Origin of the sequence: Variovorax sp. AB1(2024), assembly GCF_037482385.2 — a bacterium.
In the GTDB taxonomy this organism is placed as follows: domain Bacteria; phylum Pseudomonadota; class Gammaproteobacteria; order Burkholderiales; family Burkholderiaceae_C; genus Variovorax.
On record NZ_JBBHKP020000001.1, the window covers coordinates 1,805,078 to 1,830,157 of the forward strand.

The 25,080-nt window shown below is 66.0% G+C and carries 27 protein-coding genes; 19 read left to right on the top strand and 8 right to left on the bottom strand.

Annotated elements, in window-relative coordinates:
* Nucleotides 1-3: 3 nt before the first annotated feature.
* Nucleotides 4-1,206, bottom strand: a complete 1,203-nt coding sequence (locus tag WIX39_RS08465; protein ID WP_409194885.1) for an MFS transporter — start codon at nucleotides 1,204-1,206, stop codon at nucleotides 4-6.
* A gap of 481 nt (nucleotides 1,207-1,687) precedes the next feature.
* On the opposite strand from WIX39_RS08465, the gene WIX39_RS08470 reads away from it, so the two are divergent.
* The 6 genes from WIX39_RS08470 to WIX39_RS08495 all read left to right on the top strand — a co-directional run bounded on the left by WIX39_RS08470 (nucleotide 1,688) and on the right by WIX39_RS08495 (nucleotide 6,023).
* A complete protein-coding gene (locus WIX39_RS08470) occupies nucleotides 1,688-3,160 on the top strand; it encodes a GNAT family N-acetyltransferase (RefSeq protein WP_409194886.1) in 1,473 nt (490 codons plus the stop codon).
* Between the two features lie 10 nt (nucleotides 3,161-3,170).
* A complete protein-coding gene (locus WIX39_RS08475; protein ID WP_409194887.1) occupies nucleotides 3,171-3,587 on the top strand; it encodes an ASCH domain-containing protein in 417 nt (138 codons plus the stop codon).
* The gene (locus WIX39_RS08480; RefSeq protein WP_409194888.1) at nucleotides 3,584-4,105 is read left to right on the top strand and encodes an ATP-binding protein; all 522 of its coding nucleotides are present in this window, start codon (nucleotides 3,584-3,586) and stop codon (nucleotides 4,103-4,105) included. Before WIX39_RS08475 ends, WIX39_RS08480 begins: the two co-directional genes overlap by 4 nt.
* Before the next feature lie 92 nt (nucleotides 4,106-4,197).
* Nucleotides 4,198-5,247: a DUF4365 domain-containing protein gene (locus WIX39_RS08485; RefSeq protein ID WP_409194889.1), complete on the top strand. Its 1,050-nt coding sequence runs from the start codon at nucleotides 4,198-4,200 to the stop codon at nucleotides 5,245-5,247.
* 168 nt (nucleotides 5,248-5,415) lie between these two features.
* The gene (locus tag WIX39_RS08490; protein WP_234382104.1) at nucleotides 5,416-5,742 is read left to right on the top strand and encodes a hypothetical protein; all 327 of its coding nucleotides are present in this window, start codon (nucleotides 5,416-5,418) and stop codon (nucleotides 5,740-5,742) included.
* Between the two features lie 86 nt (nucleotides 5,743-5,828).
* Nucleotides 5,829-6,023 carry a hypothetical protein gene (locus WIX39_RS08495; protein ID WP_409194890.1) on the top strand — a complete coding sequence of 65 codons (195 nt, stop codon included), beginning with the start codon at nucleotides 5,829-5,831 and terminating at the stop codon, nucleotides 6,021-6,023.
* 174 nt (nucleotides 6,024-6,197) lie between these two features.
* Here WIX39_RS08495 and WIX39_RS08500 read toward each other — a convergent pair whose 3' ends face one another.
* The 5 genes from WIX39_RS08500 to WIX39_RS08520 all read right to left on the bottom strand — a co-directional run bounded on the left by WIX39_RS08500 (nucleotide 6,198) and on the right by WIX39_RS08520 (nucleotide 11,180).
* On the bottom strand, nucleotides 6,198-6,890 hold the full coding sequence (locus tag WIX39_RS08500; protein ID WP_409194891.1) for a hypothetical protein: 693 nt from the start codon (nucleotides 6,888-6,890) through the stop codon (nucleotides 6,198-6,200).
* Nucleotides 6,891-6,904: 14 nt separating this feature from the next.
* Nucleotides 6,905-7,369, bottom strand: coding sequence for a hypothetical protein (locus WIX39_RS08505; RefSeq protein ID WP_159053663.1), 465 nt, complete (start codon nucleotides 7,367-7,369; stop codon nucleotides 6,905-6,907).
* 26 nt (nucleotides 7,370-7,395) lie between these two features.
* Nucleotides 7,396-7,578, bottom strand: coding sequence for a hypothetical protein (locus WIX39_RS08510; protein ID WP_409194892.1), 183 nt, complete (start codon nucleotides 7,576-7,578; stop codon nucleotides 7,396-7,398).
* Nucleotides 7,579-7,861: 283 nt separating this feature from the next.
* A complete protein-coding gene (locus WIX39_RS08515; RefSeq protein ID WP_409194893.1) occupies nucleotides 7,862-8,545 on the bottom strand; it encodes a CPBP family glutamic-type intramembrane protease in 684 nt (227 codons plus the stop codon).
* Between the two features lie 124 nt (nucleotides 8,546-8,669).
* Nucleotides 8,670-11,180: a penicillin acylase family protein gene (locus tag WIX39_RS08520; RefSeq protein WP_409194894.1), complete on the bottom strand. Its 2,511-nt coding sequence runs from the start codon at nucleotides 11,178-11,180 to the stop codon at nucleotides 8,670-8,672.
* A gap of 255 nt (nucleotides 11,181-11,435) precedes the next feature.
* Here WIX39_RS08520 and WIX39_RS08525 point away from each other — a divergent pair, with 255 nt between their 5' ends.
* The 3 genes from WIX39_RS08525 to WIX39_RS08535 all read left to right on the top strand — a co-directional run bounded on the left by WIX39_RS08525 (nucleotide 11,436) and on the right by WIX39_RS08535 (nucleotide 13,376).
* Nucleotides 11,436-12,005, top strand: a complete 570-nt coding sequence (locus tag WIX39_RS08525) for a DUF3455 domain-containing protein (RefSeq protein ID WP_081271361.1) — start codon at nucleotides 11,436-11,438, stop codon at nucleotides 12,003-12,005.
* A gap of 97 nt (nucleotides 12,006-12,102) precedes the next feature.
* Nucleotides 12,103-12,627: a sigma-70 family RNA polymerase sigma factor gene (locus WIX39_RS08530; protein WP_234382924.1), complete on the top strand. Its 525-nt coding sequence runs from the start codon at nucleotides 12,103-12,105 to the stop codon at nucleotides 12,625-12,627.
* Nucleotides 12,624-13,376: an anti-sigma factor gene (locus tag WIX39_RS08535; protein WP_106935720.1), complete on the top strand. Its 753-nt coding sequence runs from the start codon at nucleotides 12,624-12,626 to the stop codon at nucleotides 13,374-13,376. The genes WIX39_RS08530 and WIX39_RS08535 overlap by 4 nt, the downstream gene beginning before the upstream one ends.
* Here WIX39_RS08535 and WIX39_RS08540 read toward each other — a convergent pair.
* Complete coding sequence (locus WIX39_RS08540) at nucleotides 13,363-14,580, bottom strand: MFS transporter (protein ID WP_106935719.1); 1,218 nt, start codon at nucleotides 14,578-14,580, stop codon at nucleotides 13,363-13,365. The two genes, WIX39_RS08535 and WIX39_RS08540, sit on opposite strands and share 14 nt — an antisense overlap.
* A 2-nt stretch (nucleotides 14,581-14,582) precedes the next feature.
* Complete coding sequence (locus WIX39_RS08545) at nucleotides 14,583-15,494, bottom strand: LysR family transcriptional regulator (protein WP_409194895.1); 912 nt, start codon at nucleotides 15,492-15,494, stop codon at nucleotides 14,583-14,585.
* A gap of 171 nt (nucleotides 15,495-15,665) precedes the next feature.
* On the opposite strand from WIX39_RS08545, the gene WIX39_RS08550 reads away from it, so the two are divergent.
* Genes WIX39_RS08550 through WIX39_RS08595 form a run of 10 tightly spaced genes read left to right on the top strand, consistent with a single transcriptional unit; the run spans nucleotide 15,666 to nucleotide 24,998 of the window.
* Nucleotides 15,666-16,319, top strand: coding sequence for a hydrolase (locus WIX39_RS08550; protein ID WP_106935717.1), 654 nt, complete (start codon nucleotides 15,666-15,668; stop codon nucleotides 16,317-16,319).
* A 17-nt stretch (nucleotides 16,320-16,336) separates the two neighbouring features.
* A complete protein-coding gene (locus WIX39_RS08555) occupies nucleotides 16,337-16,624 on the top strand; it encodes a DUF1427 family protein (protein WP_081271399.1) in 288 nt (95 codons plus the stop codon).
* Between the two features lie 4 nt (nucleotides 16,625-16,628).
* Nucleotides 16,629-18,515 carry an amidohydrolase gene (locus tag WIX39_RS08560; protein WP_409196333.1) on the top strand — a complete coding sequence of 629 codons (1,887 nt, stop codon included), beginning with the start codon at nucleotides 16,629-16,631 and terminating at the stop codon, nucleotides 18,513-18,515.
* Complete coding sequence (locus tag WIX39_RS08565; protein WP_106937558.1) at nucleotides 18,515-18,919, top strand: DoxX family protein; 405 nt, start codon at nucleotides 18,515-18,517, stop codon at nucleotides 18,917-18,919. Before WIX39_RS08560 ends, WIX39_RS08565 begins: the two co-directional genes overlap by 1 nt.
* The gene (locus WIX39_RS08570) at nucleotides 18,912-20,513 is read left to right on the top strand and encodes an MFS transporter (RefSeq protein WP_106937557.1); all 1,602 of its coding nucleotides are present in this window, start codon (nucleotides 18,912-18,914) and stop codon (nucleotides 20,511-20,513) included. The genes WIX39_RS08565 and WIX39_RS08570 overlap by 8 nt, the downstream gene beginning before the upstream one ends.
* A 57-nt stretch (nucleotides 20,514-20,570) precedes the next feature.
* Nucleotides 20,571-21,446 (top strand): diaminopimelate epimerase, encoded by an 876-nt coding sequence (gene dapF / locus WIX39_RS08575; protein WP_106935715.1) that lies wholly within the window; start codon nucleotides 20,571-20,573, stop codon nucleotides 21,444-21,446.
* The gene (locus WIX39_RS08580; protein WP_081271352.1) at nucleotides 21,443-22,147 is read left to right on the top strand and encodes a DUF484 family protein; all 705 of its coding nucleotides are present in this window, start codon (nucleotides 21,443-21,445) and stop codon (nucleotides 22,145-22,147) included. The genes dapF and WIX39_RS08580 overlap by 4 nt, the downstream gene beginning before the upstream one ends.
* Nucleotides 22,144-22,779 (top strand): YdcF family protein, encoded by a 636-nt coding sequence (locus tag WIX39_RS08585; protein WP_106935714.1) that lies wholly within the window; start codon nucleotides 22,144-22,146, stop codon nucleotides 22,777-22,779. Before WIX39_RS08580 ends, WIX39_RS08585 begins: the two co-directional genes overlap by 4 nt.
* Nucleotides 22,763-23,770 (top strand): tyrosine recombinase XerC, encoded by a 1,008-nt coding sequence (locus WIX39_RS08590; protein ID WP_267898693.1) that lies wholly within the window; start codon nucleotides 22,763-22,765, stop codon nucleotides 23,768-23,770. Before WIX39_RS08585 ends, WIX39_RS08590 begins: the two co-directional genes overlap by 17 nt.
* Before the next feature lie 13 nt (nucleotides 23,771-23,783).
* Complete coding sequence (locus WIX39_RS08595) at nucleotides 23,784-24,998, top strand: class I SAM-dependent rRNA methyltransferase (protein ID WP_106935712.1); 1,215 nt, start codon at nucleotides 23,784-23,786, stop codon at nucleotides 24,996-24,998.
* The last annotated feature ends 82 nt before the right edge of the window (nucleotides 24,999-25,080 follow it).

A 25,080-nucleotide genomic window follows, 5' to 3' on the forward strand; every position in this document is an offset into this window, starting at 1 on the left:
AGTTCAGTGGCCGGCCGGCACCGGCCCCGAAGCGCGAACCGGAATGCCGGCACGGCGGTCGAGCACGCCGCTCCATTGCGTGAGGGCCAGCGACACGAGCACAACAAGTGCGCCAATCCACGGCGTGTGCATCAGCCCCAGGTGCGTCACGATCAGCCCACCGGCCCAGGCCGCGCCGGCAATGCCCAGGTTGAAGGCCGCGATGTTCAGGCCCGAGGCCACGTCCACCGCCTGCGGCGTGAAGCGCTCGGCCTGCTTCACCACATACACCTGCAGCCCCGGCACATTGCCGAACGCCACCGCGCCCCACATCAGCACCGCCAGTAGCGCCAGCCACTTGTGCGGCGCCGCGAAGTTGAACACCAGCAGCACGGCCGCCAGCAGCGCGAAGATGACCTTCAGCGCCGGAATGGGGCCCATGCGGTCGGCCAGCTTGCCGCCCCAGATGTTGCCGACCGCCACCGACACACCGTACACCAGCATCACCCAGCCCACGGCGCCCGCGCTGAAGCCCGACACGTCAGTGAGGATGGGCGCCAGGAACGTGAACGGAATGAACGAGCCGCCATAGCCGATGGCCGTCTTCGCGTACACCAGCAACAGGCGCGGCTCTGCCAGCACCTTGGCCTGCTGCGCCAGCGAGGCCGGCGGCGTGTGGCGGATGTTGGAGGGCACGAAGACCCAGCTGCCGACGAAGGCGACAACGCCCAGCGCGGACACGGCCAGAAAAGTCTCGCGCCAGCCGAAGTGCTGCCCGATGAACGTGCCCAGCGGCACGCCAGTGACCAGCGCCACCGTGAGGCCCGTGAACATGATCGCGATGGCGCTCGCCGCCTTTTCCTTCGGCACCAGGCCGGTGGCAATCGTCGAGCCGATGGAGAAGAAAACCCCGTGCGCCAGCCCCGTGAGCACGCGGGCGGCAATCAGCGATTCATAGCTCGGCGCCTTCCACGCCAGCAGATTGCCGACCGTGAACAGCGCCATCAGCCCGAGCAGCAGCGCCTTGCGCGGCAGCTTGCCCGTGAGGGCCGTGAGCACCGGCGCGCCGATGGCGACGCCCAGTGCATAGAGGCTGACCAGCAGGCCGGCGGAGGGGAGGCCGATGTGGAGGTCGGTTGCAACTGTGGGGATGAGGCCAACGATGACGAACTCGGTCGTTCCGATGGCGAAGGCGCTGAGGGTTAGCGCCAGTAGGGCGATTGGCATGAGGGCACTCCTTCTTGGATGGGGAGGAGTGTCTTGCGGTTACCTTTGCGGATAAATGGGGGTTGGGGCAGAAGATAGTTGCTTCCTAGTCAAAGATGATTTTTGCCTCCGATGGTTGCCGAATTGGACCTCCTGCCAGCGTGGAGAGTCGTCTTATCCAGTGCTCGCATAGTCGTGAGAGATGGGAGGAAGGCTTGGGGCGGCACGGGTTGCGCGAGAGAGACCGTTTGAGGATGCTGAAACAATCTGGTCTAACATCCGGACACAAAGTCTAGGAGGAGATCCAGTTGGAATCATCCCGCCACCCCACCTTTCGTTCGGGGCGACGATGCAATAGTGCAGCGCTATGCCCAGTGATGCCGCCGTCACTGGACGCAGGATCGCGAATGGCCTGCCGCACGTTCGGACTATGTGGGTTTCTCTCCTTCGAGCCCGATTTGCTGTTCGCGCACGAGCCAAAACCTTTGCGCAGGAGGGCTTCTTGACCCAACGATTGCGCTTCTTGCTCGACACGAACGTGTTGATACCGCTGCAGGACTCGTTTCAAGTTTTAGAACAGAACCTCGCGAACTTCGTTCGCTTGGCGAGTGTGGGGGGGCATCCGTTGCTCTACCACCCCGCAACAATCACCGATCTCGAACGTGATGTCGACGAACGTCGCCGTGAGCGCAGTCTGCAGCGCATCAAGCAGTACCCAGCGTTGGAGTGTGTGGCTTCCTGTCCTTGGAATACACCCACCACAAACGCAAACGACGCATGCGATAACGAAATTCTGTACGCGCTTGAGTGCGATGCTGTGCATGCACTTGTCACGGAGGATCGACGCATCCATGCCAAGGCCAGAGTTCGTGGCCTTAGTGATCGTGTCTACACGATCCAGACAGCGGAGGACTGGCTTCGGCGCTTGCATGAACCCCGCCAAGTCTCTCTGCCGAACATCCAAGATGTGCCTCTCCACAGTCTGACGCCACTGTTGGCATCCACGTTCTTCGATAGTCTGCGAGAAGGCTACGACGGATTTGATGATTGGTTTCGCCGCAAAGCACGAGAGAATCGCATGGCTTGGGTCTATCGAGACGAAAGTGAAACCCTGGCTGCGATATGTGTTTACGCCTCGCAAACCGATGAGCGGATCAATGAAGCCGGTGAGCAACTGGCTGGCCACGCGTTGAAGCTCTGTACCTTCAAGGTAGGGGAGGCTGTCAGAGGTCGAAAAATCGGTGAGCTTTTTCTCAAGGCGGCGTTCCGTTTCGCCACGGAGAATGCCTGTGAGCATGTATTTATCCATGCTGATCCGGAGCGGCACGACTACCTGATTCGCCTGCTACAAGACTTTGGTTTTGCAGAGCGTGGACAGTATGCTGGCGATCTCGTGCTGGTTAAACCACATCCCCAAGTTGCTCCTACTTGGGACACACTGCCACCACTCGATTACACGCGCCGCTTCTTTCCTCATTTCCGAAAAGATGGCTCGGTTCAGAAGTTCCTGATTCCGATCCAACCACCATTTCACGAAACCCTTTTTCCAGACTACAAGTCTCAGCAGCAGCGGCTCTTTGGCGTCATAGGCAACGTAGGCAATGCGATCAAGCTGGCTTACCTTTGCCATGCGCAAACTAACGCGATCCATCCAGGGGATGTTGTACTTTTCTATCGCACGGAAGACGAGAAAGCTGTGACATCCATCGGAGTGGTAGATCGGTTCGAAATCTTGAGTGACGCGGCGAAAATCGCTAGCTTGGTTAGCCGTCGTACTGTCTACGCGCTCGACGAGATCGAGGCAATGGCAAATCGAAAAACCAAAGTAATCCTCTTCCGGCTGGTGGAGCACCTACCGCATTCTGTTTCCTATGACCGTCTCATCCATGAGCGCGTAGTCACTGGCCCGATTCAATCCATTCGTAAAGTCTCCGATGTCGCTTTTTCTCGAGTGCTCGCCGCCGCAGGTCGGTAGGGCCATCTTGTTGTCGATCAAACCAAAATATTCAGATCTCATTCTGTCCGGCAAGAAGCGCGTTGAGTTTCGGCGAGCATGGGCCGCGGAGGAGGTAAAACTCATCGCTATTTATGCGAGTTCTCCAGTACAGCGAATTGTTGCTCTTGTCGAAGTTGAAGAAGTGATTAAGGGATCATCCACTGCGCTATGGAGCTACTGTATAGAGAGAGGAGGGGCGTTGACTCGGCGTGAACTCTTCGACTATTTTGAGGGGAAAAAGCAGGGATGTGCGATTCTGTTGGGTGCGCTACGAAAGCTGAACAGACCTCTCGACCCCAGATCACTGTTCAAGGAATTTACACCGCCGCAATCTTTCCGATATCTCACATCGACCGAGCTCGAGAAAATCGAGAAAAAGACTGCAACTGATAAAGGCCCAGCATGACGATTTTTATCGCGGGTGTCCACGGTGTCGGCAAGACGTACTTAGCAAAACAGGCCACTTTTCGACTCGGCCTGAAGTACGCGACTGCTAGTCAATTGATTAGAGAGGAGCGAGGGCACACCTCTTGGAATTCCAGCAAGCGGGTCGATGAAGTCGCGGCCAATCAGGCAGCGCTGGTCGCTGCGGTGGCTCGAATCAAGGCTGATAAACATGCATTAGTGCTGGACGGTCACCTCGTTCTGAGAAAAGAAGTCGGTCAACACCAGCGACTGCCTGATTCGGTCTTTCGCGATCTCGGCTGCACCTCCATCATCTTGCTAGCGTGCGCGACTCCCGTTGTCTTGGAGCGACTTGTGGCCAGAGGGGATAGCAGCTGGGATGAGGCCGAGATGACCTCCTTCGCTAGGGCCGAGGCTGAACATGCTGAGTCTGTTGCGAGTTCGCTTCGAATCCGGTTGATCGAGCTGAATTCCCCTTCGACAGATGAGTTCGATGAGGCGCTTAAGCAGGTGTTGTAGACGTGTACTGCGCGAGCACTTTGCGATTGAGCCGTTTGCCTTCGCTGTCAGTCTGAGAACCCCGATACAAGAATCCGACTCCTCTCAAAGAAGTGAATACCAGAACCAAGGCTCAAAAAATCGGCGCGCAGGGGCATAAATGGCTCTTCGCGCATGTGGAGGAACATCCCCACTGGTTGTCGCGAGACCTGGGAGAGGATTTCGGGATTGACGCGGAGTTTGAGCTCACGGAAAACGGACTGCGTGGAGATATCTTGAAGGTGCAGATCAAGACGTCGGAGAGGGTGGAATGCAGTGATGCAGGTGTGAAGTTCATCATCGAACGGCGGTACTTCGAGTACGCAGACGTGTGCCGAATTCCGGTGATATTCATACGAGTTGATCTTGAGACTCGCCAAGCTTGGTATCTTTGGCTTCAGGATTGGCTTCTACAACAGCGAGCCTCTGACAACTCGCTGATGGAAGGCCAGCAGTCTTGGGCAATTTGGGTGCCACAGCGCCAGACAGTGCATGCAGGTCTATCGGGCGACCTTAAGGCGATTGCCCGATGGGAGGGGAAGGCACAGCTTGCGTTGAGTTTGATGGGAACAATGCGAGCCGCAGCAGCAATAAACGATTTTTCGACGATGCGGTTGCTCGCAGATGCAGTCGCCGGCAGTTCGGGCGGGCTGGGGCAAGCTGGTCTGAACGCTCTGATTGACCAAGCTGTCAGGCTTGGAGAGCGTTTGCGGGGAAGTCTCGAAGGCAATGTGGTGTTTGCGCAGCTGCTCGAGATGGTGCGACGTATAGGCGGAGTGGTTACGGCTCCTACGATTGATCGGATAGTTTTACGGGGCGATACCTACTCCCGAATCGGGCTCACTGCCCTCGGAATTTTGTACGACGAGCATTTCGCACATATCACGTCACTTGCATTGCCCATGAGGTTCATGAACATCGAACCTCGAGTTGCCTACTACTGTGCGTTCCGAGAGGCATACCCCGGCCAAGAGTCAGTTGACCCCTCTGTCGATCCTTCTGGGTTTTACTTCGCTGGCCTGCAATATCTTCGCCCGGAAATGCATTGGGATAAGTACGCGAATCGAGGTCCATCAGCCCTCCTGGATTATTTGGTGCCCTTTACAAACTCGGAGTTGGAATAATGGCGCGAGGCAAAGTAGGAACTCTGAAGAAAATTTCCATTTATTATTCGCGGAACATCGTTGAGCTTTAGGGCAACGATCTCATCGATATACTGCGCCCGTCGCGCTAGGTGGCGCGACCGGGTTTGGAAGCCTGATGAAGCCCCTGCGAATCTTGGAGTCCATTTCATGGCTGAATCCGCTCGTACCCGCGCGCAACCTCGCATTCCTTCCGCTTCTCTAAATCCCGAGTCATGTGTTCTCGACGACCTTGCCTTACAAGCCTGCGACGACGCCGACACTCTCAACGACGTGATGCGCGCCTACAGCGCACTCAAGAAGCTCGTCGACACCAGCGCCCTGAACGACAGCGAGGTGCTCACTCCCAGCCGCACCGAACTGAGCGCCTTGCTCGGCTTGCTCAACGACGCGCTGCTGGTCCGTATCGATACCGTCAATAGCGCCACCAGCGCAGTGCGTGAAGCGCTGCAACAAAACATCGGCAGCACCCAGTAGCACCGGGCGCGTGCCCTGACAACGGGCACGCGCCCACCGGCTACGCTGCGCATCGCGCTTTTCCTCTTTTCTCCACGACAAAACCGATGCCAGTTACGCCCGTCGCCGACAACAAGCCCGAGGCCATTCCCACCGCCGCCTGGGCCCGTCTGCGCGACATGGTCGCGGCGCGAACCCCTGCGGACGGCCGTACCAATGCGCTGTACCCGAGGCTGCGCTGCTACCGGTTCTCGCGCCCGGCGCGTTACGAGAAAACCCAGCGCCTCACGCCGGGGGGGTAGTGGTCCTGCAGGGCCGCAAGACCGCGCACCTCGGCGACCGTCGTTCGCTCGACTACGGCGCCACGCAGTGCCTGGTGCCGGGGCCGAGGTTGCGTGCCTCGGCACGGTCGTCGGGGCGAGCGCCGAGCATCCGCACCTTGCGACCAAATTCGAGGGTGCTCGAATCCATCCGCGTCACCGTGGAACCGGCGGCTGGTAGAGCGGGTCGCCCTTTTGACACGGGCATTCGTGTGGGCAGGCCGGAAGGAAATCGATATTTACGCGCTTCACCAAGTCGCTTCCCTCTGGGGCCGGGATGGCGGCGACATACCCTTTGGTGGGCAAGTCGACTTCGCGCACGTCGAATTGCAGGTCTTCCCTGAGGACTCTCGCGACGTTCCTGGCGCGCTTCACCCCTAGATTGCTCGCGTCGTGCTCGCCGAATGCCGCTTGCGTTGAAAGAAAAAGCGACTCGCGATTCGGATACTGCAATCGGAGCATGGCCGTCCAATTGGCGAGCTTGAGAACCTCCTTGGACGGAACGGTCGCCGAGTTCCTCTCAAACACGATGCCGATGGTTCTGATGGGGTTGCAAGCCCATGTGGTCGGCGCAAGCAGAACAGCAAGAGATGCAAGAAGGCATCTCGGAAAAATTTGCCAGCAGCCTTTCATTTTCAAGCCTCGGCTCGGCGCCGTGCTCGATGTGAAGCCAGGTCGGGCTGCACTCGCATCAACGCTCCAACCGTCGGGCCGATCGGGATTGCAGCCCGGCAGTTTCGAGGTCTTCAGGTTCGGACATAGCTTTATGGCCGCAAAGTCGTTGACTACGAGGTCTGCACTTTTCCTCTCTCGGTAGCTAAGTGCAAACCGCTTGGCTTCGGTGGGCACGGGAAAAAGACCTTTCAACGCGTGCGTCGTGTTGTCGGCTCTCCGAAGGCGCCTATCTGACATGAACATTCGTGCGGACAAGCAGGAAGAAAGTCGAGTTGCACGGCCCTGACGCCTTGGCTCTTCTCCAACTCCTTGAGGTACGCGGACGCAGACTTTTGTACATGGCCTCGCTCCGGCAGATAGATCTTTGCTCCATCGAACAGAAGGTTTTCCCGGAGAACACGAGCAACATTGCGTGCCCGCGCCATTGCAAGGTTGCTTGGAGAGTTTTCGCCAGGTTCTGCCGAAGCGCTGATGTCGATAGATTCATGGTTCGGATATCTCGCATGCAGGTCGGCCATCCAGCTAGCAAGCCTCGACACCTGCGCTGCGGATACGGTCGCGGAGTCGCGATCGAAGTACACACCAATGACCTTCATCGGACTGCAGGCGTGAACCGAGGGCGTGGAAACCAATGACAAGAAGATTGCGGTCATACGCCAAATGGCTGGGCGATATCTTTTCATGGCACTCCAAGTGTGTAAGCCACGATGCTGTCGGCATTGGAAAGAAGGGCGGCGTGGTTTTCGCTGGTCACGCGCCGCCTTGAGTTTGCTGTCCCGTTCCAGGTGTCATTCGATCCGAAGGTGTCGTTGAAGTGGGTCACTTCGTGAAGCAGCACCACGAGCTGCGAGTTGGCATCCATGACTACACCAGTGTCAAAGTTGACCACGTTGTCTTCGTAGTAGCAGAAGGGAAGAGCGATCACCGACCAAGACAACTCTGCGCATCATCCTGAAACCTCCCTTTTGTGTGCGGGAGTTGTAGGAGGAAGCGCGCGTTGACACTGTTGCCCACTGTCAACTGGCTAGAAATTCTTCACGCGGGCCCTGGTTTTCAACGCTTGGAGTGGCGCGGAGTCTGCCAATGAAGGCCTGCAGCATTGCAGGCCAGGTCGGTTCGCAAGTGGCGGCCTGTCGCGCAGTCCCCTACGGCTGCACGGCCAGGAGCACGGCGTGCGTCAGCAGGTGGGCAATCATTGCCGCCTCCAGGCCATGCCGCCAGAAGAGGTATCCGGCCACCAGGCCGAATGCGGCGTTGGCCCCGACGATGTAGGCCACGAGGCCGGCACTCGGCGCGCCCGCCAAGGCAAAGGCGGCCGGCAGGTGCCCCACGCCGAACAACAGTGCGCTGCCCGCGATGGCGACCCAGAAGATCCACGCGGGTGGCGTGGCGCGCCCTTGCCGTGCTGCAGCGCGCCACAGGGCCCAGGCCATCGCGCTCATCAGGCCCCAGCGCACGAGGACTTCTTCCGTGATGCCGCCGTAGAGAAAGCGCACGACGGGCGGCAGCGTCACGCCTTGCAGCGCTCCGGCGGCATCGGCCGCGAGGCGCGTGATGGACCAGAGGAGCGCGGCGCCAAGCAGCCCGCCAACGATGCCTGGAAGCCACTGTGCGCGAAGCATGCTCCACGCCGGCCTCGACCCGGCCAGCGCCGCCAATGCCGGCGCCTGCAAACCGACCCCGGGTGCCAGCCTGGCACCGGCGTATGCCGCCAGTGCCAGCAGCATGGCGCTCTGCATGCCCGAGGCCACGCTCACGACCCACATCGGCAGCGGCAGTACCTTGCCCGCCAGGATCTCGGGCACTGCGAGCCATGCGACGGCGATCACCCCGGGAAGGCCTGCGCAAAAGGTTGCCGCGAATACTCGTCGAGTCAAGACTGCTCCTCCTTCTATCGCTATGGGACTGCGTCGCCGCCGTGATCGCCCGAGCCGGCCTGCCACGGTCGCAGGCTCATTCGGCGATCACTTTGAGTGTCACATCTCTTTGCGCGTCGATCTCCGCACGCGTGAAGGGCAGTTCCACCCATTCGCGGCGGGCAAACCGTTCGGTCTGGTCGGCGAACCAGGGGGAGCCGGGGTCGGTCGACTGGGAGTAGGCGAGGAATGCCCTGGCGCGCGGCCCCTCCGCCGTGAACCCTACCGACTGCAGGTAGCTGGTCCCGTGCACGGCTTCGCGCAGGCCGCTTCCGGTGGCATCGACGCTCATCATCATGTTGTACACGCCCAGTTCCTCATGTCCGCCGGGAACGGGGATGCGCCGCCCGCCCCGCGTCGCGCCCTGGACGTCTCCCCAGCGCCGGTCCGCAGTCCAGCCCCTGGCTGCGACGTTGCGCACCGCGGCCTCCATGGCCGCACGCACCTGGGCCGCTACCTCGGGCTGTTCCACGCGCAGGCCGCGCGGCGTGTTCACGGGGTCGGAGGGATCGAATGCAACGCGCCAGACGTCCGGGCCCTGCTGCAGGAACGACAGCGCGAAATCTTCCATGTACCCATAGCCGATGCCGACATCCAGGCCTGCCGTGCGGTCCCATGACTTGAGCGCCGCGCATGCCTGGCTCATCTCGGCAGTGGCTTCGGGCGACCTGCTGCCGCCTGGGCATAGCGAGAGCATGTCGTCGAGCACCAGCTCCGCCAGGTACACGCGGTTGTCCAGCACCATGGCCTCGACCTGGTCCTGCGATACGCGTCGGGTGGGCAGCCCGTTGCGCGGCTGCAGGGCGGTCTGCAGCCACGACAGGCCCTGACGCGTGCGCAAGCCTTGCCGGGAGCCCGCGATGCTCACCAGTGGAGAGAAGCCCTCGAGCGGAGCCTGGGGGTTGGTCAGCCAGGCGCTGTCGTTCGAGTTGTGGACGTAGTCGTGGCGCTCCAGCAGCGGCAGAGCCTTGCCTGCAAAAATGCCGGCCTGCGGCGCGGCAGGGTCGTTCGCCCATTGGCAGCGCGTCGTGTCGCCTCGCAGCACGGGGGCGGGGAGGTCCTTCAACGCGTCGGAGCCGGTGGCCTGGCAGTCGGCCAGCATTTGCGCGGAGACATTCGGCGTGGGCGTTGCGCTCATGAACAGCGTCCGCCCGGAGGCATCCGCCGCCAGGGTGTTGTTCCACGGGTTGCCCACGATGCGCAGCACGGCGTCTTTCATCTCGTCGAGCGAGCGGGCCCGGTTCATGGCCAGCCACTGGTCGGCCAGGCGGTGGTTGTCCGTGTTGGTATCTCGCACGGTGTAGGCGTGCTGGCTGTCCCAGCGCAGCGGCCCATGGGCGATGACGGTGCCGAAGTCGGTGTTGTAGTAGGCGTGTTCGCGTGCCGCGATGCGCCCGTCGGGCTCCCGTACGTCGATCTTGAACACCTTGCGCTCCATGGGCCTGCTTTGCCCATCCACCATGTAGCGCGTGGGGTCCGCGGGGTCCAGGCGCAACTGGTGGAAGGTGAGGCGCGCCGCCGTGTTCGTGGTGTGCGTCCAGGCAAAGTCGCGTGTGAAGCCGATGCCCACGATCGGCAGGCCGGGCAGGCTCGCGCCCATCACGTCCATGCGGCCGGGAATGGTCAGGTGCAGCTGGTACAGGCGCAGCACGCCGGCCCAGGGAAAGTGCGGGTTGCCCAGCACCATGCCGCGCCCGTTGGCGGTGGCGTCGCTGCCCAATGCCATGGCATTGCTGCCCGTGCTGGGCTTTTGCACCAGTGCCTGGAGCGCGCTCGCCCCGGAAATCTGCGGCGCGCCTTGTGCGGCATTGCCGCCGCGCTGCGGCGGCGAAGCCTGGGCCAGCAGTGGCGCGGTGTCGGCCAGTCCATTGAGCGCCGCGTAGTCGCGCATCAGCCGCACGAGGTCGGCTTCTTCCACCGCACGCACCCAGGTTGCGCCCTTGCAGCTCGACGGCAATGCCTGTGCCCCGGTTTCTCGCAGGTAGCGGTTGAAGCCCGCGGCAAATCCCTTGAACATCGCCTTGACCGGTTCGCTGTAGGCGTTCCAGGCCGCGCGCACCTTGGCCTCGTCGTTGTGATGGCGATAGAACAGGTCGGAGGTCACATTGGCGGGCAGGGTGCCCTGTCCCGATGCGGGCAAGGCCCCTTCGCCGAAGTAGCGGGACCGTTCGCCCCGCACGGTGACGAAATGCCCTGCGAGCACGCAGAAGTTGTCCTGCGCGTACGAATAGCCCACGCCGTAGCCGATGCCCTTCTCGTCGCTGGCCTCGATGTGCGGAATGCCATGGGCGGTGCGGCGGATCTCGGCCTTGTAGCTATCGCCAGGGGCGATGCTTTCCGGCCCGCCGCCCGCGCTGCTGACATTGCCGCTGTTGCTGCCGCTGCCGCCGAGCCAGTTGCCGATGCCAATGTCGCCGCCGCTGTTGCTGCCGCCGCATGCCGCCAACGCCGCGGTGGCGCTGGCGCAAAGGCCCAGCCGCCAGGCCCGCCGCAGCCCGCATGGACGGTTGGAAGCCGGAGGCGAGGAATGCAAATGCCGAGAGTTCATGTCGTCCCTGATCGAAGTCGGCTGCCGCACCACGCAGCAGCCCTCGGGGCACGATAGAAACCCAGGCTTGGCACAAGCTGAAGCGATGCTGAAAGAACGCTGAACGTGCGCCGGCCGCTCGGAGGGCCGGGATGGGGTGGGGTTGGCGCGTCGGAAAAATTTTTTTCCGCGAGGCTGCATCCAAACCCGCCCCTGGCGTGTAGACCCCTCAGCAGCGAGGAGCTGCTGACCCTCTACAACCCCAGGAGAAATTCCATGCACACCTCCCGTCCCGCCCGTTCGCTCGCCGTTCTCGGCGCTGTTTCCGCCGCTGCCGCGGTGCTCACCGCCTGCGGTTCGATGTCGATGACGCCCGCTTTCAACCAGTCCAGCCTGCCCCCCACCATCCAGGTGCCGGCCGGCAACAAGGTCGCGATGGAAACGGTGGGCAAGGGCGACATCACCTACGAATGCCGCGACAAGGCCAATGCCCCGGGCCAGACGGAATGGGTGTTCGTCGGCCCCGACGCCAGGCTGCTGGACCGCAGCGGCAAGCAGGTCGGCAAGTACTACGGCCCGCCGGCCACCTGGGAGTCGATGGACGGCTCCAAGCTCACGGCCACGCAGCTGGCGGTCGCGCCCTCGGGCCCGACCAGCCTGCCGTACCAGCTGGTGAAGGCCAACCCGGCCACGGGCAGCGGCGCCATGACGGGCGTCACGTACATCCAGCGCGTGGCGCTGCAAGGCGGCGTGGCGCCGGCGGCCGTGCCGTGCACGCCGGCCACCAAGGGCCAGAAGCAGGTGGTGCAGTACCAAGCCGACTACATCTTCTGGAAGGCGTCCTGATCGGGGGGCGATTCGGCGGCGGGGCCGCCGGCTCCACTACCATCGGGCCGTGCAGAACCCGCCACCCACCTCGCCCTTCGACTACGACGCCACCCTCATGGCCTGCGCACGCGGTGACCGTCAGGCCCTGCAACAGCTCTACCAGCGCGAAAGCCGCTACCTGCTGGGCGTGGCGCTGCGCATCGTGCGCCAGCGCCAGCAGGCCGAAGACGTGCTGCACGACGCCTTCATCAGCATCTGGCAGCGCGCGGAAACCTTCAACCCGGCGCGCGGCGAAGGCCGGGGCTGGATCTACAGCGTGGTGCGCAACGCCGCGCTGAACATGGTGCGCAGCGGCGCACGCCAGGTGGACGTGAGCGAAGACGCGGCCGAGGCCATCGACGACCAGGCCGCGCTCGCGGCCTATGCCACCGCCGCCGACCCGTTCGAGCTGCGCGCGGACCTCGGCAGGCTCGAAGGCTGCCTGGGCGGCCTGGAGCCGGCGCGGCGCGACTGCATCCTCTATGCGTATGTGGAAGGCTGCTCGCACGGCGAAATTGCCGAGCGGCTGCAGACGCCGCTGGGCACGGTCAAGGCCTGGATCCAGCGCGGCATGCGCGCGCTGCGGGAGTGCATGGCATGAGCAGCGGCACCGCTTCTTCCAGTTTCGGCAATTTCGAAGACATCGACGCGCTGGCGGGCGAATACGTGCTGGGCACGCTGTCGGCCAACGCACGCGCGGCGGTGGAAGCCCGCATGCGCGACGAGCCCGCGCTGCGCGATGCGGTGCAGGCGTGGGAAGCCCGGCTGCTGCCGCTGGCCTCGCTGGCGCCGCCGGCAGATCCGTCGCCCGCGCTGTGGTCGCGCATCGAGCGCACGCTGGGCAGTGCTGGTGCTGCTGGCGCAGCCGCACCGAAGGCCGGGCAGCCGGCGCGCGCATCGGGCTTCGCGAGCTGGTGGAACAACCTGCAGCTCTGGCGCGGCCTTGCCGCCGGCGGCTTTGCAGCCGCGGCGCTGATGGTGGCCGTGCTGGTCACCCGGCCGGCGCCCACGCCGCAGTACATGGTGGTGCTGGTCGCCCCGCAAGACAAGTCGCCGGGCTGGGTGATCCAGACCACGTCGTCGCGCCAGCTGAGCCTGGTGCCGCTGGGCACCGTCGAAGTGCCGCCGCAGAAGACGCTGCAGTTCTGGACCAAGGCCGACCAGTGGCGCGGCCCGGTGTCGCTGGGGCTGGTCAAGCAGGGCCAGACGCTGCGCATTCCCATCGACAAGCTGCCGCCGCTGGAACCGAACCAGCTGTTCGAGCTCACGCTGGAGCCCGAGAACGGCTCGCCCATCGACCGTCCGACCGGGCCGATCCAGTTCATCGGCCGCGCGGTCAAGGTGCTGTAGCGCTGCTGCTCCGGCTGGCAAGGGCGGCCGCGATGCCGATGGCGCCCACCAGCATGCACAGCCCGAAGATCACCATGCGCGTCTGCGCCGCGTCGGCGAAGGCGCCGACCAGCAGGCCTGCCAGCGGCTGCGTCAGGTTGTTCAGCAGCACGATCACGCCGGTGGTCTTGCCGTAGTCGTGCGCCGGAATGATCCGCTGGCGGTGGATGCGGATGTAGATGCTGAACATCTTGTCGAACCCGATCACCAGCAGGAAGCCGGCCGCATAGCCCCAGTGGCTGGTGCTCACGGCGGTGAGCAGGCCGCCGCCGAAGATCAGCAGGTAGGCGGTCAGCCCCATCTTCTTCAGCGCGAACGACCCCCGGATGATGCTCAGCAGGATCGCGATGGTGGCGACGGCGCCCAGCGTCTGCAGCCACGCGTAGTAGGTGGCCGAGCGATGGTGCAGCCCGGTGACCATCGCGGCGGAAGAAGCGAGCGTGGTGCCGAGCATCAGGTTCACGCCGGCCGTGAGCCCGGTCAGCCGCAGCAGGCCCGGCAGGTGCAGCAGATGGCCGAGCGCGGTCTTGATCGGCTGCAGCAAGTGGCCCTTGGCGGCCTGCGGTTCGTGCAGCTGCATGGGGTTGCCGCGCCGCCAGTACGCGGTGGCGACATCCGCCAGCAGGAAGAGGGCGGCCGCCGCGCCCACCACCGCCTGCCAGGGCAAGAACGCAAAGAGCGCCGCCGCAACGAGCGGCCCGAGCACCATGCCGGTCTGCTCGGCCGTCTGCGCATAGGCCAGCACCTTGTCGAAGCCGTGGCCGTTGCCGGCAATCTGCGGCAGCATCACCTCGCGCGCCATGACGCCCTGCGTGGTCAGCACGCCGCACACGGCAGACAGGCCCACCAGCCAGCCGATGCCGCCCAGCGCCTCGTTGCCCAGCACGCCGAGCACGCAGACCAGCGCGCGAAAGACCTGGCTGCCGCGCAGCAGCCTGATCGGCGAGATCCGGTCGCACAGCGCGCCGCAGACGGGGAACGACAGGAAGCGCGGAAAGGTCTCGGCCGCGAATGCATAACCGGACCACGCCACGTCCTGCGTCACCTGGAACACCACCAGCGGCACCAGGAACAGCAGGATCTGGTCGGCCAGCTTGGAGACGAGCAGCGAGAAAAGAAAGGCCGGGAACTGACGAGCCGCGCGCCGCGGGCCGATCGGCTTCATCCTCAGAACGCCGAGCGCGGCAGCAGCGCCGGCACCAGCGTGCGGTTCATCCGCTCGCGCCACCAGCGCAGCGCCTGGCCTTGCGCGCCGGTCTTCCAGGCCAGCCAGAAGGCTTCGGGCGGGCGCGGTTCCTCGGTGGGCAGTTCGACCAGCGTGCCGCGCTTGAGCTCGCCCAGGATGCAGGCGCGCGGCAGGAAGCCGTGGCCCAGGCCGGCGACCTGGCAGGCGATCTTCGCGGGCATCGACGGCACGGTGATGCGCGGCTGGCCGGCCAGCAGGCCGACGGTGCGCTCCGACAGCGTGCGCGCGCTGTCGCCCACCACGATGGCGTTGCACTCCAGCAGGTCGCCGCGCTGCAGCGGGCGGCCCAGCCGCGTGAGCGGGTGCGAGGGCGCCACGCAGAACGCGAAGTCGAGGCTGCCCACGGTCACCGCCTGGTAGCCGCCGCCGGCCGGCCCGTCGCCCGCGGCGATGACGATGTCGGCCCGCCCCTCGCGCAGCGCCTCCCAGCTGCCGGTGAGCGCCTCGCAGCCGATGCGCAGCCGCGTGCCGCAGCGCAGGTCCTCGAAGGCGCGGATGTCGTCGATGAGCGCGTGCGTGGGAATGAGCGAGTCGTGCACCAGCCGCAGCTCCGACTCGTAGCCGGTGGCGATCTGCCGCATGCGCGATTCGAGGTCGTTCGCGGCGCTGAGCAGCCAGCGGCCCTCCTTGAGCATTTCCTCGCCGGCGGCGGTGAGCGTGACGCGCGGGCCGTTGCGCTCGAACAGCAGCATGCCGAGCTGCTCCTCGAGCTTGCCCACGGCATACGAGATCGTGGAGGGCACCTTGTTCAGGCGCGTGGCGGCGGCGGCGAAGGAGCCGTGGCGCGCGATGGCGTCCACCACCTCGATGGCTTCCAGGCTGAGTTTGAGCATGCGGCGGTCCTTGTCGAAAAAGAAAGATCGAAAAATTCGATCATTGACGGTGAAAAGTTTCGTCGATGACAGTGAGTGGGAGCCCGATGATTCAGCCCATGCCAAGGAGATTCCCTCCGAACGCAATTGTGAATTCAATCGAACGTCAACTCAAGCCCAGGAGCTTTTTCCATGTCCATCAAAGCCATCCCCACCGCCGGTTCCAAGCTGCTCACGCCCACCGATCACACGCTGGTGATGATCGACTTCCAGTCGCAGATGGCCTTTGCCACGCATTCCATCGACGCCGTGAACCTGCGCAACAACGCCGCGCTGGTGGCGCAGGCGGCGGCCGGCTTCGGCGTGTCGACCATCCTCACGACCGTGGCCGAGAAGAGCTTCTCGGGCCCGATGTTCAGCGAGATCACCGACGCCTTCCCCGGCCAGAAGATGCTCGACCGCACCTCGATGAACACCTGGGAAGACGCCGCCGTGATCGACCGCGTCAACCAGATCGGCAAGCCGCGCATCGTGCTGTCGGGCCTGTGGACCAGCGTGTGCATCGTCGGGCCGGCGCTGTCGGCGCTGGACCAGGGCTTCGAGGTGTACGTGATCGCCGACGCCTGCGGCGACGTGTCGGCCGAGGCGCACAACCGCGCGATGGAGCGCATGGTGCAGGCCGGCGCGCAGCCGATGACCTCGCTGCAATACCTGCTCGAGCTGCAGCGCGACTGGGCCCGCGGCGACACCTATGAGCTGACCACCGGCATCGCGAAGAAGGTGGGCGGCGCCTACGGCCTGGGCGTGACCTACGCCAAGACCATGTTCGGCGCGCACGAGGGTTGAAAGCCGGGGTGAACCAGATGAAGCCCTATGTCCTGTCGCTTGCACTCGGCCTCTTGGTCGGCGTGATCTACGCACTGTTCCAGGTGCGCTCGCCGGCGCCGCCGGTCATCGCCCTGGTGGGGCTTCTGGGGATACTGCTCGGCGAGCAGATCCCTCCGCTCATCAAGAGCGTGTTCAAGCCCGACGCCGTGGCCACCTCGTGGCTGCACCACCAGGTCAAGCCGCACGTGTTCGGCGAACTGCCGAAGTGCCTGCCCGCCCAGACTGCCGCCGAAACCCCCAACAAGGAAACCCGCCATGGCTGAGAACATGACGACCCCGCCCGACCTGATCCTGCACAACGGCCGCTTCACCACGCTGGACCGCGCCAACCCGGTGGCCGACGCCGTGGCCGTCAAGGACGGCCGCTTCACCCGTGTCGGCCGCGCCGAAGACGTGCTGCCGCTGGCCGGTGGCGCCACCCGCGTGATCGACCTGCAGGGCAAGCGCGTGCTGCCAGGGCTGATCGACAACCACCTGCACATCATTCGCGGCGGCCTGAACTTCAACCTGGAGCTGCGCTGGGACGGCGTGCGCAGCCTGGCCGACGCCATGGGCATGCTCAAGCGGCAGGTGGCCATCACCCCCGCGCCGCAGTGGGTGCGCGTGGTGGGCGGCTTCACCGAGCACCAGTTCGCGGAAAAGCGCCTGCCGACCATCGAGGAACTGAATGCGGTCGCACCCGATACGCCGGTGTTCATCCTGCACCTGTACGACCGCGCGCTGCTCAACGGCGCCGCGCTGCGCGCCGTGGGATACACCAAGGACACGCCCGCGCCACCCGGCGGCGAGATCGTGCGCGACAGCGCCGGCAACCCCACCGGCCTGCTGCTGGCCAAGCCGAACGCGGCCATCCTCTACGCCACGCTGGCCAAGGGCCCGAAGCTGCCCTTCGACTACCAGCTCAATTCCACGCGCCATTTCATGCGCGAGCTCAACCGCCTGGGCGTGACCGGCGCCATCGACGCGGGCGGCGGCAACCAGAACTACCCGGACGACTACGAAGTGATCCAGAAGCTCGCCGACGACGGCCAGCTCACCATCCGCCTGGCCTACAACCTGTTCACGCAGAAGCCCAGGCAGGAAAAGGAAGACTTCCTCAACTGGACTGCCAACTCCACATACAAGCAGGGCGACGACTACTTCCGCCACAACGGCGCCGGCGAGATGCTGGTGTTCTCGGCCGCCGACTTCGAGGACTTCCGCCAGCCGCGTCCGGAGATGGCGCCCGAGATGGAAGGCGACCTGGAGGGCGTGGTGCGCATCCTGGCGCAGAACCGCTGGCCCTGGCGCATGCACGCCACCTACGACGAGACCATCAGCCGCTCGCTCGACGTGTTCGAGAAGGTCAACAAGGACACGCCGCTGGCCGGCCTGAACTGGTTCTTCGACCATGCCGAGACCATTTCGGAGAAGTCGATGGACCGCATTGCCGCGCTGGGCGGCGGCGTGGCGGTGCAGCACCGCATGGCCTACCAGGGCGAATACTTCGTGGAGCGCTATGGCGCCGCCGCGGCCGAGGCCACGCCGCCGGTCAAGCGCATGCTGGAGCGCGGCCTGAAGGTCTCGGCCGGCACCGACGCGACGCGCGTGGCTTCGTACAACCCGTGGGTGTCGCTGTCGTGGCTGGTCACGGGCAAGACCGTGGGCGGCCTGCAGATCACGCCGCAGCGCAACCTGCTCGACCGCGAACAGGCGCTGCGCATGTGGACCGAGAACGTCACCTGGTTCTCGAACGAGGAGGGCAAGAAGGGCCGCATCCAGGCCGGCCAGCTCGCCGACCTGGTGGTGCCCGACCGCGATTTCTTCGCCTGCGCCGAATCGGACATCGCCGACACCACGGCGCTGCTCACGATGGTGGGCGGCAAGGTGGTCTACGGCGCCGGGGTGTTCGCAGCGCACGACGAAGGCTCGGTGCCCCCGGCCATGCCCGACTGGTCGCCCGCGCGCACTTTCGGCGGCTACGCCGGCTGGGCCGACAAGAAGGAGGGCGCGCCGCTGCAGAAGGTTCTGCGCAACGCGGCCATGTCCTGCGGCTGCGCCAACAACTGCAACGTGCACGGCCACGGCCACGCCACGGCCTGGAGCAGCAAGCTGCCCGTGGCCGACCTCAAGAGCTTCTGGGGCGCGCTAGGCTGCGCCTGCTGGGCGGTGTGATGGCGACGCGCTGGACCACCTCGCCCGCGCTGCGCTGGATCGCGTTGCTGCTGCTGTGCGCCGCCTACCTGCAGGGCGGACTGAACAAGGCGATGGACTTCGATGCGGCCCTCGCCGAGATGAACCACTTCGGCCTGTCGCCCGCCGGCCCGCTGGCCGTGGCGGTCATCGTGCTGGAGCTGGGCGCCTCGGCGCTGATCCTCGCGGGACGGTTGCGCTGGCTGGGCGCGCTGGCGCTCGGCGGCTTCACGCTGATGGCGACCTTCGTGGCGCTGCGCTTCTGGCAGATGCCGCTCGGGCAGGAGCGCTTCATGGCGGCCAACGCCTTCTTCGAACACCTGGGCCTGGCCGGCGGTTTCCTGCTGGTTGCCTGGCATGACCTGAAGGAGCGTGCCCATGTCTGACAACTCTCACGGCGCGGTTGCGCCGGCGGCCCGGTCCGGCGCCTTCGCGCCGTTGCGCCAGCCGGTGTTCGCGGTGCTCTGGGCCGCCACCGTGCTCGGCAACATCGGCAGCTTCATGCGCGACGTGGCCAGCTCGTGGCTGGTGACCGACCTGTCGGCCAACCCGACGGCGGTGGCGCTCATCCAGACGGCGGCCACGCTGCCGGTGTTCCTGCTCGCCATTCCGGCGGGGGTGCTCTCGGACATCCTCGACCGGCGGCGCTTCCTGATCTTCGTGCAGCTGGTGCTGGCGGCGGTCAGCGGCACGCTGCTGGTGCTCTCGCACACCGGCGCGCTCACGGTCGAATACCTGATCGTGCTGACCTTCGTGGGCGGCATCGGTGCGGCGCTGATGGGGCCGACCTGGCAATCGATCGTGCCGGAGCTGGTGCCGCGTTCGGACCTCAAGGGCGCGGTGGCGCTGAACTCGCTGGGCATCAACATCGCGCGCTCCATCGGGCCGGCGGCTGGCGGGCTGATCCTTGCCAGCTTCGGCGCGGCGGCCACCTACGGCGTGGACGTGCTGAGCTATGTGTTCGTGATCGCCGCGCTGCTGTGGTGGAAGCGCCCGGCGCCTGCCGACAGCGGGCTGTCGGAGAACTTTCTCGGCGCCTTCCGCGCCGGCCTGCGCTACACGCGGGCCAGCAAGGAGCTGCACGTGGTGCTGCTGCGCGCGGCGGTGTTCTTCCTGTTCGCCAGTTCGGTGTGGGCGCTGCTGCCGCTGGTGGCGCGCCAGATGCTCGGCGGCAGCGCCGGCTTCTACGGCGTGCTGCTCGGCGCCGTGGGGGCGGGCGCCATCGGCGGCGCGCTGGTGATGCCGCGCCTGCGTGCCCGGCTCGACGCCGACGGCATGCTGCTGCTGGCGGCGCTGCTCACGGCCGCCGTGATGGGCAGCCTGGTCTTCGCGCCGCCGAAGTGGCTGGCGGTGCTGCTGCTGTTGCTGCTGGGCCTGGGCTGGATCATTGCGCTGACCACGCTCAACGGCGTGGCCCAGTCGATCCTGCCCAACTGGGTGCGCGGACGCGGGCTGGCCGTGTACCTCACGGTGTTCAACGGCGCGATGGCGGCGGGCAGCCTGGGCTGGGGCCTGGTGGCCCAGCAGGTCGGCGTGCCGGCCACGCTGGTGGCGGGGGCCGTGGGGCTGGTGGTGGTCGGGCTGGTGTTCCACCGCGTGCGGCTGCCCTCCGGCGAGGCCGACCTGCAGGCGTCGAACCACTGGCCCGAGCCTTTGCTCGCCGAGCCGGTGGCGCACGACCGCGGGCCGGTGATGATCCAGATCGAATACCGCATCCGCAAGGACGACCGTCTGGCCTTCCTGCAGACGATGAAGCGCCTGTCTCTCGAACGCCGCCGCGACGGCGCCTACGCCTGGGGCCTGCACGAGCACACGGCCGACGCCGAACGGGTGATGGAGTGGTTCCTCGTCGAATCCTGGGCGGAGCACCTGCGCCAGCACCACCGGGTGTCGCAGGCCGACGCCGACCTGCAGGGCGAGGCGCTGCGCTTTCACATCGGGCCGGGGAAGCCCGAGGTGCATCACTTCCTGGCGCTGTAGCGCGGGCGGCTTGGGCCCGCGGTCGTCAGGGACAGTGCCGGTGGCGATAATCCCCGGATGCGAATCCGCTTTACCAAGATGCAGGGAGCCGGCAACGATTTCGTCGTGCTGGACGAAACGCGCGGCACGCTGGGCCTCAGCGCCGCGCAATACCGCTTTCTGGCCGACCGCCACTTCGGCGTCGGCGCCGACCAGATCCTCACGGTGCGGCCTTCGCCGGCCGAGGGGGTCGACTTCCAATATGTCATTCACAACGCCGACGGCGGCGAAGTGGAGCAGTGCGGCAACGGCGCGCGCTGCTTCATGCGCTTCGTCAGCGAACACAAGCTGACCGAAAAAGACTCCGTGCGCGTGCAGACGCTGGCCGGCGTCATCGAGCCGCGCATGGGCGCCGACGGCCGCGTGACGGTCGACATGGGCGCCCCGGTCTTCGACACCGCGCGCGTGCCGTTCGACACGGCCGGGCTCGACCCGCAACCCGACGGCGGCTGGCAAACCTGGCACCTCGCGCTCGGCACGCACGCCGACAGCGCCATCGTCGCGCTGGCGGTGCTGTCGATGGGCAACCCGCACGCGGTGCAGGTGGTCGACAACGTCGACACCGCTCCCGTGGCCGAGCAGGGCCCGAAGATCGAGCACCACCCGCGCTTTCCGCAGCGGGTGAACGCGGGCTTCATGCAGGTGGTCGACCGCGCGCACATCAAGCTGCGGGTGTTCGAGCGCGGCGCCGGCGAAACGCTGGCCTGCGGCACCGGCGCCTGCGCGGCGGTGGTGGCGGGCATCCGGCTGGGGCTGCTGGACCGCCGGGTCGACGTGCAGACGCACGGCGGCATTCTCACCATCGAATGGCAGGGCGAAGGCCAGCCGGTGCTCATGACGGGGCCGGCCACCACGGTGTTCGAGGGCGACATCGAGGTGCCGGAGCTGCCATGACGACCAACTTCACGAACAACAACGACGCCAACGCCATGAACCCGATCACCGAAGACGACATCGCCAACTACCTGGCGAACACGCCGGACTTCTTCGAGCGCCATGCCCAGCTGCTGGCGCAGGTGCAGCTCACCAGCCCGCACGGCAACCGCGCCGTGAGCCTGCAGGAGCGCCAGGCCGAGATGCTGCGCGAAAAGATCAAGGCGCTGGAGCATCGCCTGATGGACATGGTGCGCCACGGCACCGAGAACGTCGTCATCGCCGACCGCCTGCAGCGCTGGACCAGCGGCCTGCTGACCACGCGCGACCCGCGCAGCCTGCCGTACCGCATCGCGGTCGACCTGCAGTCGCTGTTCCTGGTGCCGCAGACGGCCATCAAGGTGTGGGACTGCAGCAGCGAATACCTCAACGAGGCCTATGCCCAGTGGGTGAGCGACGACGTGAAGGCGCTGGCCACCTCGCTGACTTCGCCGTACTGCGGGCTCAATTCGGGCTTCGAGGCGGCCAACTGGCTGCCGGAGCCGCAGTCGGCCATGTCGATCGCGCTGATCCCGCTGCGCGCCGACGCCGAGTCGCCGGCCTTCGGGATGCTGGTGCTGGCGTCGCCCGACGCGCAGCGCTTCAACTCCGAAATGGGCACCGACTTCCTCGAGCGCATCGCCGAGCTGGCGTCGGGCGGGCTGTCGCGGCTGCGTCCTTGAGCCGCCCGCGCTGGTTGCGGCGGCCCTGGCAGGTCCTGCTGTTCGGCGGGCTGCTGGCCGGGGCGCTGGTGTACGCGGCCATCGGCGCGTTCATCTGGCGGCAGGCCGAAGCGCTGCTGGCCAACCCGCCGCAGCGCGCGGCCGACGCCGCCCTGGTGCTCGGCAGCCGCGCCTACCTGGACGGCAAGCCCCACCCCTGCCTCTCGGGGCGGGTCGACACCGCGGTGGCGATGGCCAGGACCGGCCTCGTGAAGCAGCTCGCCTTCTCGGGCGGCGTGGATTCCGAAGACGGCCGCACGGAGGCCATCGCGATGCAGGAGCGCGCCGTGGCCGCGGGCTACGCCGGGCCGGTGCTGCTGGAGCCCGCTTCCACCTCCACGCGCCTGAATCTTTCGCTGTCGCGCCCGCTGCTGGAGGCGGCCGGCGTGCGCAGCGTGGTCATCGTGTCGGAGCCGTTCCACATGTGGCGCGTCGAGCGCCTGGTGAAGATGAGCGGTTTCGACCGGATCTTCGACGTGCAGTACGCGGCGGCGCCCACGTCCTGCTGGAACGCGCTGGGGCCGTTTTCGAAGGGCGCGTTGCGCGAGCCGGCGGCCATCGTGAACAATGTCTTCCGTGGCTTCCTCTTCTGAGCCCTCCGGGCCCGCGACGCCGGCCGTTTCCGCAGATTCCGGCTGGGTCGAAAAATACCTCGAGCATGTGCGCGTCGAGCGCCGGCTCGCGGCGCGCACTGTCGAGCTGTACGCCTTCCACCTGAAGTCGCTGACCAACCACGCCGCCGAGGCGAAGCTGCCGCTGGACCGCGTGCAGACCGCCCACATCCGCCGCTGGATGGCGCAGCTGCACGGCGCGGGGCGCGAGCCGCGCGGCATTGCGCTGGTGCTGTCGTGCTGGCGCAGCTTCTACCGCTGGCTCGGCCATGAAGGGCTGGTCGGCTTCAACCCGGTGCAGGACGTGCATGCGCCCAAGGCCGGCAAGCCCTTGCCCAAGGCGCTGGGCGTGGACGACGCGGTGCGCCTGGCCGAGCTGTACGACCCCGAGGCCGACCCCTGGACCGAGGCGCGCGACAGCGCCATCGTCGAAATGCTCTACGGCTGCGGCCTGCGCGTGAGCGAGCTCACGGGGCTCGACGCGCAGGCGAGCAGCACGGCGCGCGGCTGGGTCGACCTGGATGCGGGCGACGCCAACGTGCTCGGCAAGGGCAGCAAGCGCCGCATCGTGCCGATGGGCAGCAAGGCGGCCGAGGCGGTGCGCGACTGGCTCGCGGTGCGCGGCGACTGCGCCGCGCTGGCCACCTCGCACCTGCGCGACCCGCAGGCCGCCGCCGCGCTCTTCATCAGCGCCAAGGGCGTGCGGATGTCGTCGCAGGCGGTGTGGAAGCTGCTGCGCGAACGCAGCCTCAAGGCCGGCCTCGCTGCGCCGGTGCATCCGCACATGCTGCGGCATTCCTTCGCCAGCCACGTGCTGCAGTCGAGCAGCGACCTGCGCGCGGTGCAGGAGCTGCTCGGCCACGCCAACATCTCGACCACGCAGGTCTACACGCGGCTGGATTTCCAGCATCTGGCCAAGGCCTACGACGCCGCGCATCCGCGCGCCAAGGCCAGGCCGGAGAACGACAAGTAAGCAACAACAACCAATGAAAACCCTTCGCCTCAAACCCGGCAAAGAGCGCTCGATGCAGCGCCGCCACCCCTGGGTCTTCGAATCCGCCATCGCGCGCGGCGGTGCCGATTCCGGCGAGACGGTGCGCGTCGAGTCGCACGACGGCGCCTTCCTGGCGTGGGCCGCGTTCAGCCCGGTCTCGAAGATCCGCGCGCGGGCCTGGAGCTTCGTCGAGACGCAGCGCATCGACGCCGCCTTCCTCGCGTCGGTGTGCGCCCGCGCGGTGGCCGCGCGCGGCCTGTTCGACCTGCAGAGCGATGGCGTGCGGCTGGTGCACGGCGAGGCCGACGGCCTGCCGGGGCTGATCGTCGACCGCTACGGCGACACGCTGGTGGCGCAGTTTCTGTCGGCCGGCGTGGAGCGCTGGAAAGACGTGCTGGCCGACGCGCTGCTCAAGGCCACGGGCCTTTCCAGGCTCTACGAGCGCTCCGACGCCAGCGGCCGCGAGCGCGAAGGCCTGAAGCCCGTCACCGGCTGGCTGCGCGGCGACGGGCCGACCGAGATCGTCATTCGCGAGCACGGCTGGCAGCTGTCGCTGGACATCGCGACCGGCCACAAGACCGGCTTCTACCTCGACCAGCGCGACAGCCGCCAGCGTTTTGCCGAGCTGGCGCAGCACCGGCGCTTCCGGCGCGTGCTGAACTGCTTCTGCTACACGGGCGGCTTCACCGTCGCGGCGCTCTCGGGCTTGAAGGCCGCAAACGCGCTGCAGGGCGCGCAGCTGGTGTCGGCCGATTCGTCGCTGCCGGCGCTGGAGCGCGCGCGCGGCCACCTGGCGCTGAACGGCTTCGAGGGGCAGGGCATCGAGACCGAATTCCTCGACGCCAACGTGAACACGGTGCTGCGCGAGTTCATCGACCAGGGCCGCACCTTCGACGCCATCGTGCTCGACCCGCCCAAGTTCGCGCCCACGGCGGCGCATGCCGAGCGCGCGGCGCGGGCCTACAAGGACATCAACCGGCTGGCGCTCAAGCTGCTGGAGCCGGGCGGCGTGCTGCTCACGTTCTCCTGCTCGGGCGGCATCAGCGCCGACCTGTTCCACAAGATCGTGGCCTCGGCCGGGATCGACGCGGGCGTGGACGGCTACATCGCCGAGCGGCTGGGCGCGGCGCCCGACCATCCGATGACCATCGAGTTCCCGGAAGGGGAGTACCTGAAGGGCCTGGTGGTGGTCCGCAAGCCGGCTTGACCCTGCCGGCAACGCAACTCAGTGGCATTGGCTAAACTGCCTGCCAAGTCTTTTTCCGCCCCTTTTCCTGTTTTCCGCTTCC

Excerpts from the sequence above, each read along its gene's own strand:
- WIX39_RS08490 (WP_234382104.1), top strand. The coding sequence starts at position 5,416 with ATGGCTGAATCCGCTCGTACCCGCGCGCAACCTCGCATTCCTTCCGCT.
- WIX39_RS08545 (WP_409194895.1), bottom strand. The coding sequence starts at position 15,494 with ATGCTCAAACTCAGCCTGGAAGCCATCGAGGTGGTGGACGCCATCGCG.
- WIX39_RS08595 (WP_106935712.1), top strand. The coding sequence starts at position 23,784 with ATGAAAACCCTTCGCCTCAAACCCGGCAAAGAGCGCTCGATGCAGCGC.
- WIX39_RS08520 (WP_409194894.1), bottom strand. The coding sequence starts at position 11,180 with ATGAACTCTCGGCATTTGCATTCCTCGCCTCCGGCTTCCAACCGTCCA.
- dapF (WP_106935715.1), top strand. The coding sequence starts at position 20,571 with ATGCGAATCCGCTTTACCAAGATGCAGGGAGCCGGCAACGATTTCGTC.
- WIX39_RS08495 (WP_409194890.1), top strand. The coding sequence starts at position 5,829 with ATGCCAGTTACGCCCGTCGCCGACAACAAGCCCGAGGCCATTCCCACC.
- WIX39_RS08560 (WP_409196333.1), top strand. The coding sequence starts at position 16,629 with ATGACGACCCCGCCCGACCTGATCCTGCACAACGGCCGCTTCACCACG.
- WIX39_RS08505 (WP_159053663.1), bottom strand. The coding sequence starts at position 7,369 with ATGACCGCAATCTTCTTGTCATTGGTTTCCACGCCCTCGGTTCACGCC.
- WIX39_RS08580 (WP_081271352.1), top strand. The coding sequence starts at position 21,443 with ATGACGACCAACTTCACGAACAACAACGACGCCAACGCCATGAACCCG.
- WIX39_RS08465 (WP_409194885.1), bottom strand. The coding sequence starts at position 1,206 with ATGCCAATCGCCCTACTGGCGCTAACCCTCAGCGCCTTCGCCATCGGA.
- WIX39_RS08510 (WP_409194892.1), bottom strand. The coding sequence starts at position 7,578 with ATGGATGCCAACTCGCAGCTCGTGGTGCTGCTTCACGAAGTGACCCAC.
- WIX39_RS08550 (WP_106935717.1), top strand. The coding sequence starts at position 15,666 with ATGTCCATCAAAGCCATCCCCACCGCCGGTTCCAAGCTGCTCACGCCC.
- WIX39_RS08555 (WP_081271399.1), top strand. The coding sequence starts at position 16,337 with ATGAAGCCCTATGTCCTGTCGCTTGCACTCGGCCTCTTGGTCGGCGTG.
- WIX39_RS08565 (WP_106937558.1), top strand. The coding sequence starts at position 18,515 with ATGGCGACGCGCTGGACCACCTCGCCCGCGCTGCGCTGGATCGCGTTG.
- WIX39_RS08480 (WP_409194888.1), top strand. The coding sequence starts at position 3,584 with ATGACGATTTTTATCGCGGGTGTCCACGGTGTCGGCAAGACGTACTTA.
- WIX39_RS08525 (WP_081271361.1), top strand. The coding sequence starts at position 11,436 with ATGCACACCTCCCGTCCCGCCCGTTCGCTCGCCGTTCTCGGCGCTGTT.
- WIX39_RS08540 (WP_106935719.1), bottom strand. The coding sequence starts at position 14,580 with ATGAAGCCGATCGGCCCGCGGCGCGCGGCTCGTCAGTTCCCGGCCTTT.
- WIX39_RS08530 (WP_234382924.1), top strand. The coding sequence starts at position 12,103 with ATGGCCTGCGCACGCGGTGACCGTCAGGCCCTGCAACAGCTCTACCAG.
- WIX39_RS08570 (WP_106937557.1), top strand. The coding sequence starts at position 18,912 with ATGTCTGACAACTCTCACGGCGCGGTTGCGCCGGCGGCCCGGTCCGGC.
- WIX39_RS08535 (WP_106935720.1), top strand. The coding sequence starts at position 12,624 with ATGAGCAGCGGCACCGCTTCTTCCAGTTTCGGCAATTTCGAAGACATC.